A 6,169-nucleotide genomic window follows, 5' to 3' on the forward strand; every position below is an offset into this window, starting at 1 on the left:
CCCTCCCCTCGACGTGGGCGATCGCGGGGTCGAGGCCGAGCCCCTGGGCGACCTCGCGGAGCCGGTCGGCCAGCCCGGCCGGGTTGAGGCCGCCGGCGTTGGCGACGATCCGCACCCCCCGCTCGAGGGCGAGGCCGAGGCAGTCCTCGGCCTGGCGGACGAAGGTTCGTGCGTAGCCGAGGTCGGGGTCCTTCATCGTGTCGCGGCCGAGGATGAGCATGGTCAGCTCGGCGAGGTAGTCACCCGTCAGCACGTCGAGGGGACCGCCCTCGAGCATCTCGCGCATCGCCGTCAGGCGGTCGCCGTAGAAGCCGGAGCAGTTGCCGATCCGCAGCACGTCGCTCACCGTGCGCCCCTCCCCTCGCCGGGCGGGCCGGCGAAGGCCTGGGCGATGTCGAGCCACCGGTCGGCGTCGGGRCCGGTGGCCACGAGGTCGGTGTCGCCGCGGTGGACGCGCTGGGTGACCAGCCGGCAGAAGTCGCCGGCCGAGCCGGTGACCGTCTGGGTGGCGTCGTCGGGTCCCCACGACCACACGTCGCCGTCGGGGGCGGCGAGGTCGATGCGGAACTCCTCGACCGGCACGTCGAGGCCGCGGGTGGCGAAGGCGAAGTTGCGGGTGCGTACGCCGAGGTGGGCGACGTGCCGGATCCGCGTCGAGTCCTCGGGATCGACGCCCAGCGCCTCGTGGACGTCGAGGCCGTGTGCCCAGGTCTCCATGAACCGTGCGGTCGCCATCGAGGTCGGCGACATCGGGGGCCCGAACCACGGCAGTTCTTCCCCGCCGGGCACCTCGGCGAGCGCGGCGGCGAGCGCCTTGYGGCCCTGCCGCCAGCGGTCGAGGAGGTCGGGGTCGCGGCCGATCTCGAGCGCGCTCGCATCGACGAACCCGTCCGGGTCGCCGATGGCCGCGATCACCACCTCGTCCCACGCGGCCTTGCCCTCCGGCGTACCGGCCCGGGCCGCGAGCGTCGCGACCTCGTCGGTCCACGCCAGGTGCCCGACCTGGGTGGCGACGTCCCACCCGGAGGCCGGCGTCGGGGTGGACCAGCCGGCCTCGTCGAGGTCGGCGACCAGCGCGTCGAGTCGGTCCCCCTCGGCGGCGAGGTCGGTCAGGACGGTGCGGAGCAGGTCGGTCATGCCATCGACCCTTCGTTGGTTGAGGTGCGAGCGGAGCGAGTCTCGGAACCCGGCGTCGGCGTCATGCGAGTTCCCGGTCGAGCACGTCGGCCCAGTGGTCGAGGATGCGGCGACGCCGACGGGCGTCGTCGGAGATGGTGTTGGCGAGACCGAGCCCGCGCACGAGGTCCAGGGTGGCCTGCACGAGCTCGCGCACGCCGGGTCGCGTCTCGTCGGCGCCGAGCGCCTCCACGGTGAGGCGGTGCGTCTCCCGGCCGACGCGCTGCTCGAGGGGTGCGACGGCGGCGTACAGCGCCTCGTCGGTGCGGGCGGCGACCCACAGCTCGAGGGCCGCGGCGAAGACCGGTGAGCTGAAGTGGTCGCCGAGCACCGCCAGGACCGAGCGCGTACGACGCCGTCCGCGCGGCAGGTGGTCCACGGCCGCCTGCAGCTCGGCGCCCCGGATCTCCGTGAGGTGCGCGACGGCGGCCACGACCAGGTCGTTCTTGGTCGGGAAGTGGTGGAGCTGGGCCCCGCGGCTCACCCCGGCCCGCTCGGAGACCAGCGTCGTGGAGGTCCCGGTGAACCCGCGCTCGACCAGGCACTCGACGGTCGCCTCCAGCAGCCGCAGCCGCATCGCCCGGGTGCGCTCCTGCTGGGGCACCCGGGCGATGGGCGCGGACGGGGGGGTCACCCGACCATCGTCGGTCCTCAACAACAAACAGTCAAGCCTGACTTTTTCTGCCGAGCGGGCACTTCCGTACCGCTGGATCCGGCCGAGCGGGCACTTCCGTACCGCTGGATCCGGCCGAGCTCCCCCCTTCCGGGCGCAGATGACGAGCGGATTCGACGTACGACGCTGCTCGCCGGCACCCGAGCGATGCGGCCGTCGTACCCCGTGCTCTCACCACCTGCACCGAACCGCCCGGTCGGCACGTTCCAGCGCGACCGAACCGCCCGGTCGGCACGTTCCAGCGCGACCGAACTGCCCTGTCGGCGCGGGGTTTCGGCGCGGCACGGATGGGCAGGACACCGGGGCGACCCCGCCCGAGGGGCCGCCCGACCGTCCCGCGGACGCGACCGCGGGCCACACCCACCAGGGGGAGACACCCATGTCGAACTACGGCAACCCGCCGTCCGAGGCCTACGGCCAGGATCCGTACACCCAGAACCCGTACGACCAGGGCTCCGCCCACGCGCAGGGCGGGTACGGCGCGCCGCAGGCCGGCTTCACGCCGCCGTACGCCTCCTGGATCCAGCGGGTGGCGGCGTACCTCATCGACGGCCTGCTCGCCCTCCTCGCCTACGTCCCCGGCCTGATCGGGGTGGTCGTGGCGGTGTCCAACATCGAGACGACGACCGACCCGGTCACCGGCGTGACGACGTCGACGATGCCGGAGGGTGGCGGCATGGCCTTCGCGCTGGTCGCGCTCGGCGCGCTGCTCGTCATCGCCTTCTCGATCTGGAACATCGTGTTCCGCCAGGGCCGGACCGGCTACACGATCGGCAAGGGCGTGATGGGCATCAAGCTGGTCAAGGAGGAGACGGGGCAACCCGTGGGTCCCGGCCTGTCGTTCGTGCGGCAGATCGCGCACGTCCTGGACAGCGTCCTGTGCAACATCGGCTACCTGTGGCCGCTGTGGGACGCCAAGCGCCAGACCTTCTCCGACAAGGTGATGGGCACCATCGTCATCCGGCAGCCCCAGGGGTGAGCCGCTCCCCGCGGTCGTCACTAGGCTGCGAACCAGACGGCCGCGGGGCGGTCACCACTGAGGGGATCACCCGATGCGCGTGCACATGCGACCCGGACGCCTGACCGCGCTCCTCCTGCTCGCCGCGGTGTCCCTGCCGGGACTGACCGGCTGCGCCGCCGAGGCCGAGGCCGACACCACGAGCTCCTCGGCGGCCTCCCCCGCGAAGGTGCGGGGTGGGCTCGTCGACCTGTACGCCGGCGACCGGGCGTCCGCCGACGACACCAGGGCGGCCGAGTGCTTCGCCGACGACCTCCTCGGCCGGGTCACGCCCGAGGAGCTGCGCGACGGCGGCGTGCTCGACGCCTCCTTCCGTCCGAAGGACAAGGCCGCCACCCTCGATCGGACGCTCGCGGTCGCCTGGACCGAGGCGCAGATGACCTGCACCGACTTCGTCGCGGAGTCGACCGAGGCCCAGGAGAGGCTCACCCGGGGCCGTCTCGACGCCGAGGCGTACGCCGCGTGCCTCGACGGTCGCCTCGACGACGACACCATCCGCGACGCCTCGGTCTCCACGCTGACGGCCCACTTCGAGGACCCCGCCGTCGGCGAGATGAGCGTCGCGCAGTCCGAGTGCTCGGTGCTGTCGGTCCCCCGTAGCTGAGCGGGTCGGCCGGTCGCGGCCTCAGGCGGCGACGGCCATGACCACGCGAGCCCGCTGCGGCGCGTCCACCCAGCGGCGTCGGGCGCGGCGCAGGCGGACCCACGACCAGAGCACGAACGGCACGGCCATCGCCGGCACCAGCCACCACACCGGCGTCTGGGCCGCCGCGGAGAAGAGCATCGCGGTCAGGGTCGTGCTCACCGCGAGCCGGGCCGAGTAGCCGACCATCACGATCGGCGGGGCCGGGGTGGCTCGCGCGGAGGACAGCTGCACCGGGAAGGGGCGCCGTCCCGACCACGACAGGGACACCGCCACCACCTGGAGGGTCACCACGGCCATCGTGGTCACCAGGGCGAGCAGCTCGGTGGCGCTGGGGACACCCGCCCGCAGGGCGGCGAGGGCGATGGTGACGACGGCGGCGGACCCGAGCCACTCGGCCAGGGTGAGCGCCCGGGCGGCGAACACGGTCCCCGGCTCGACCGGCAGGCTCTCGCGCCACAGCGCACCGCGCCCGTCGAGGCACCAGGCGTTGACGCCGAAGAGCAGCGCACCGCCGCTCACCACCAGCGCCGGCAGCACCAGCACCTGGGTCCAGTCCATGCCGCCGGCCAGGGCCACCAGGCCGGGACCGAGCGCCAGCACCACGAGGCCGCGTCGCATCGGGACCGAGCGCCACACCGACCCGCGGTCGATCCGTCGCAGCACGGCCAGGTCACTGGCCGGGAGCGGCCGGGCCGGGTGGCTGCCCGACTCGACCTTGAGCTCCTCGCGAGGGGTACGCCGCAGCGCGATGCCCGCCGGCACCGCACCCGCGAGGACCGCGACCGCCCCCAGGAGGACCAGCGCCAGGACCACCGGCAGGGCGCCGTCGCCCCGGGTGATGGCGTCCGCGAGGAAGCGGGTCGGCGAGGAGCCGAGCAGGGGCAGCAGCCGGTGGGTGGCCTGCAGACCGACGCCGACCACCGCGAGTGCGACGGCCAGCACCCGGATGGCCGTCACGCCGTGCGGGGTGCGGCGGACGGTCTCGACCAGCCAGCCGACCACCTGGGCCAGTGCCGTCGCACAGACGATCCACGTGGCGGCGACCGCCTGCCCGCCCAGCCATCCGTCGGTGCCGGTGATGCGGGCGGTGACACCGAGGAGCAGCCACGCCTGGAGGAGCCACGCGAAGTTGAGTGGGGAGAGGACCAGCGCACCAAGGTGCTCGACGCGGTGACTGATGGGATGGATCGCTGCCTGCTCGCGCGGCACCAGCTCACGACCGCCCCCGGAGGCCATGGCCGAGGCGATCGCCAGGGTGAGGAAACCGGCGAGCATCGCAGCGAGGTGGTCGTCGAGGAGGGTCGGCCCCCCTGCCCCGTCGACCCCCAGGGGTCCGACGGACGATGCGAGCGTGACCGCGAGCAGGACGCCGACGGCGACGGCGGTGGCGTGCGGGCGTCGTACGGTCGCGGCACGGAAGCCCAGAAGGTGCCGGAGATCGACCAGGGCGTCGACCCAGGAGTCAGTCGAGGAGCGCGCGGTAGGCATCGGCGCCGGCCTCCCCGCTCAGCTCGTGGGCACCCATCGCCGCGACCTGGGCGCCGCCGCGCAGCACCACCGCGGTGCTGCAGGCCTGCATGGCGAGGTCGCGCAGGTGGGTGGAGACGAGGACGCAGGCGCCGCGGGCGCGGGCGTCCTCGATGACGGCCAGGGTGGCCTCGACCCCGAGCGGGTCGACGGCGTCGAAGGGCTCGTCGAGCAGCAGCACGTCGGGCTCGTGGAGGGCGGCGAGGACCACCGAGAGCCGCCGGCCCATGCCGTGGCTGAAACCGCTGGTCACGCGGTGCGCGACGTCGCCGAGCTCGAAGCGCTCGAGCAGGTCGCGGGCCCGGACCTCCCAGTCGCCGAGGCGGCGCAGGCGGGCGGCGAGCTGGAGGTGCTCCCACGGGGTGGCACGCGGGACGAGGCCACCGACGTCGGGGCAGTAGCCGACGCGGCGCTTGACCCCGACCGGGTCGCGGGCCACGTCGACGCCGTCCACGACGACCGATCCGGCGGTGGGCGGGACGACCCCGGCCAGGACGCGCATGGTGGTCGACTTGCCCGCGCCGTTGCGCCCCAGGAGGGCGGTCGCGTGGCCGGCCTCGGCCTGCAGGTCGATGCCGGCGACCGCCTCCACCTCGCCGAAGCGGACGTGCAGGCCGCGGACGTCGATCACGGGGGCGTTCACCCACTCATCGTCCCCGACTGCCGTCCGCGTGACCGGCGAATGCGCGGACTGGTCCCTCAGGCGCCGAGGCATCCCTGGCCACCCCGGAAGGAAGTGCGCGACACGGCGGAACCACACGCCGTGGTGGGGAGTCGTCAAGGTCATCCCACACAGGAGGCCGCCATGGACCAGGACTCGGTCACCTTCGGGCGGATGCCGGACCCTGGCGAGACCACCTCCCTGCGGGAGTTGTACGAGGCGCGCTACCGCTGGCTCGTGGCGCAGGTGTGCGGCGTCACCGGCAACCTCGCCGAGGCCGAGGAGGTCGTCGGGGAGGCCTTCGTGCGGGCCGTCGCCTCCGGCTGGCGGTTCTGGCGGGTCGCGGACCCGGAGGCATGGTTGAGGACCACGGCGATCCACGTGCACCGCACCAGGCGGCGAAGGTGGACATGGTCGCCGACCATGCCCGAGAGGGGGTCGGGGACGTTCCAGCGGGCCACGGAGCCA

Annotated in this window: 8 protein-coding genes; 3 read left to right on the forward strand and 5 right to left on the reverse strand. The window is 74.0% G+C overall.

Translation table 11 applies throughout. From position 1 onward, the window contains the following. The 3 genes from ACXJKL_RS11950 to ACXJKL_RS11960 form a co-directional block, all read right to left on the reverse strand. On the reverse strand, window positions 1-286 hold a 286-nt coding region (locus ACXJKL_RS11950), incomplete at its 3' end, for an acyclic terpene utilization AtuA family protein (RefSeq protein WP_457207275.1). 56 nt (window positions 287-342) lie between these two features. Beyond that, on the reverse strand, window positions 343-1,137 hold the full coding sequence (locus ACXJKL_RS11955) for a TIGR03084 family metal-binding protein (RefSeq protein ID WP_457207268.1): 795 nt from the start codon (window positions 1,135-1,137) through the stop codon (window positions 343-345). A 61-nt stretch (window positions 1,138-1,198) separates the two neighbouring features. Further along, window positions 1,199-1,810: a TetR/AcrR family transcriptional regulator gene (locus ACXJKL_RS11960; protein WP_457207269.1), complete on the reverse strand. Its 612-nt coding sequence runs from the start codon at window positions 1,808-1,810 to the stop codon at window positions 1,199-1,201. Window positions 1,811-2,228: 418 nt separating this feature from the next. On the opposite strand from ACXJKL_RS11960, the gene ACXJKL_RS11965 reads away from it, so the two are divergent. Continuing rightward, on the forward strand, window positions 2,229-2,828 hold the full coding sequence (locus ACXJKL_RS11965) for an RDD family protein (RefSeq protein WP_457207270.1): 600 nt from the start codon (window positions 2,229-2,231) through the stop codon (window positions 2,826-2,828). A gap of 73 nt (window positions 2,829-2,901) precedes the next feature. Beyond that, on the forward strand, window positions 2,902-3,471 hold the full coding sequence (locus ACXJKL_RS11970) for a hypothetical protein (RefSeq protein ID WP_457207271.1): 570 nt from the start codon (window positions 2,902-2,904) through the stop codon (window positions 3,469-3,471). Between the two features lie 21 nt (window positions 3,472-3,492). On the opposite strand, the gene ACXJKL_RS11975 is transcribed toward ACXJKL_RS11970, so the two are convergent. Together ACXJKL_RS11975 and ACXJKL_RS11980 are read right to left on the reverse strand one after the other, a co-directional pair. After that, window positions 3,493-5,001 (reverse strand): hypothetical protein, encoded by a 1,509-nt coding sequence (locus tag ACXJKL_RS11975; RefSeq protein ID WP_457207272.1) that lies wholly within the window; start codon window positions 4,999-5,001, stop codon window positions 3,493-3,495. Beyond that, window positions 4,976-5,683 carry an ABC transporter ATP-binding protein gene (locus ACXJKL_RS11980; RefSeq protein ID WP_457207273.1) on the reverse strand — a complete coding sequence of 236 codons (708 nt, stop codon included), beginning with the start codon at window positions 5,681-5,683 and terminating at the stop codon, window positions 4,976-4,978. Before ACXJKL_RS11980 ends, ACXJKL_RS11975 begins: the two co-directional genes overlap by 26 nt. 162 nt (window positions 5,684-5,845) lie before the next feature. On the opposite strand from ACXJKL_RS11980, the gene ACXJKL_RS11985 reads away from it, so the two are divergent. After that, a partial coding sequence (locus ACXJKL_RS11985) for an RNA polymerase sigma factor (RefSeq protein ID WP_457207274.1) occupies window positions 5,846-6,169 on the forward strand: 324 nt, incomplete at its 3' end.

The organism is Nocardioides sp. P5_C9_2 (assembly GCF_054049555.1).

Excerpts from the sequence above, each read along its gene's own strand:
- ACXJKL_RS11965 (WP_457207270.1), top strand. The coding sequence starts at position 2,229 with ATGTCGAACTACGGCAACCCGCCGTCCGAGGCCTACGGCCAGGATCCG.
- ACXJKL_RS11975 (WP_457207272.1), bottom strand. The coding sequence starts at position 5,001 with ATGCCTACCGCGCGCTCCTCGACTGACTCCTGGGTCGACGCCCTGGTC.
- ACXJKL_RS11970 (WP_457207271.1), top strand. The coding sequence starts at position 2,902 with ATGCGCGTGCACATGCGACCCGGACGCCTGACCGCGCTCCTCCTGCTC.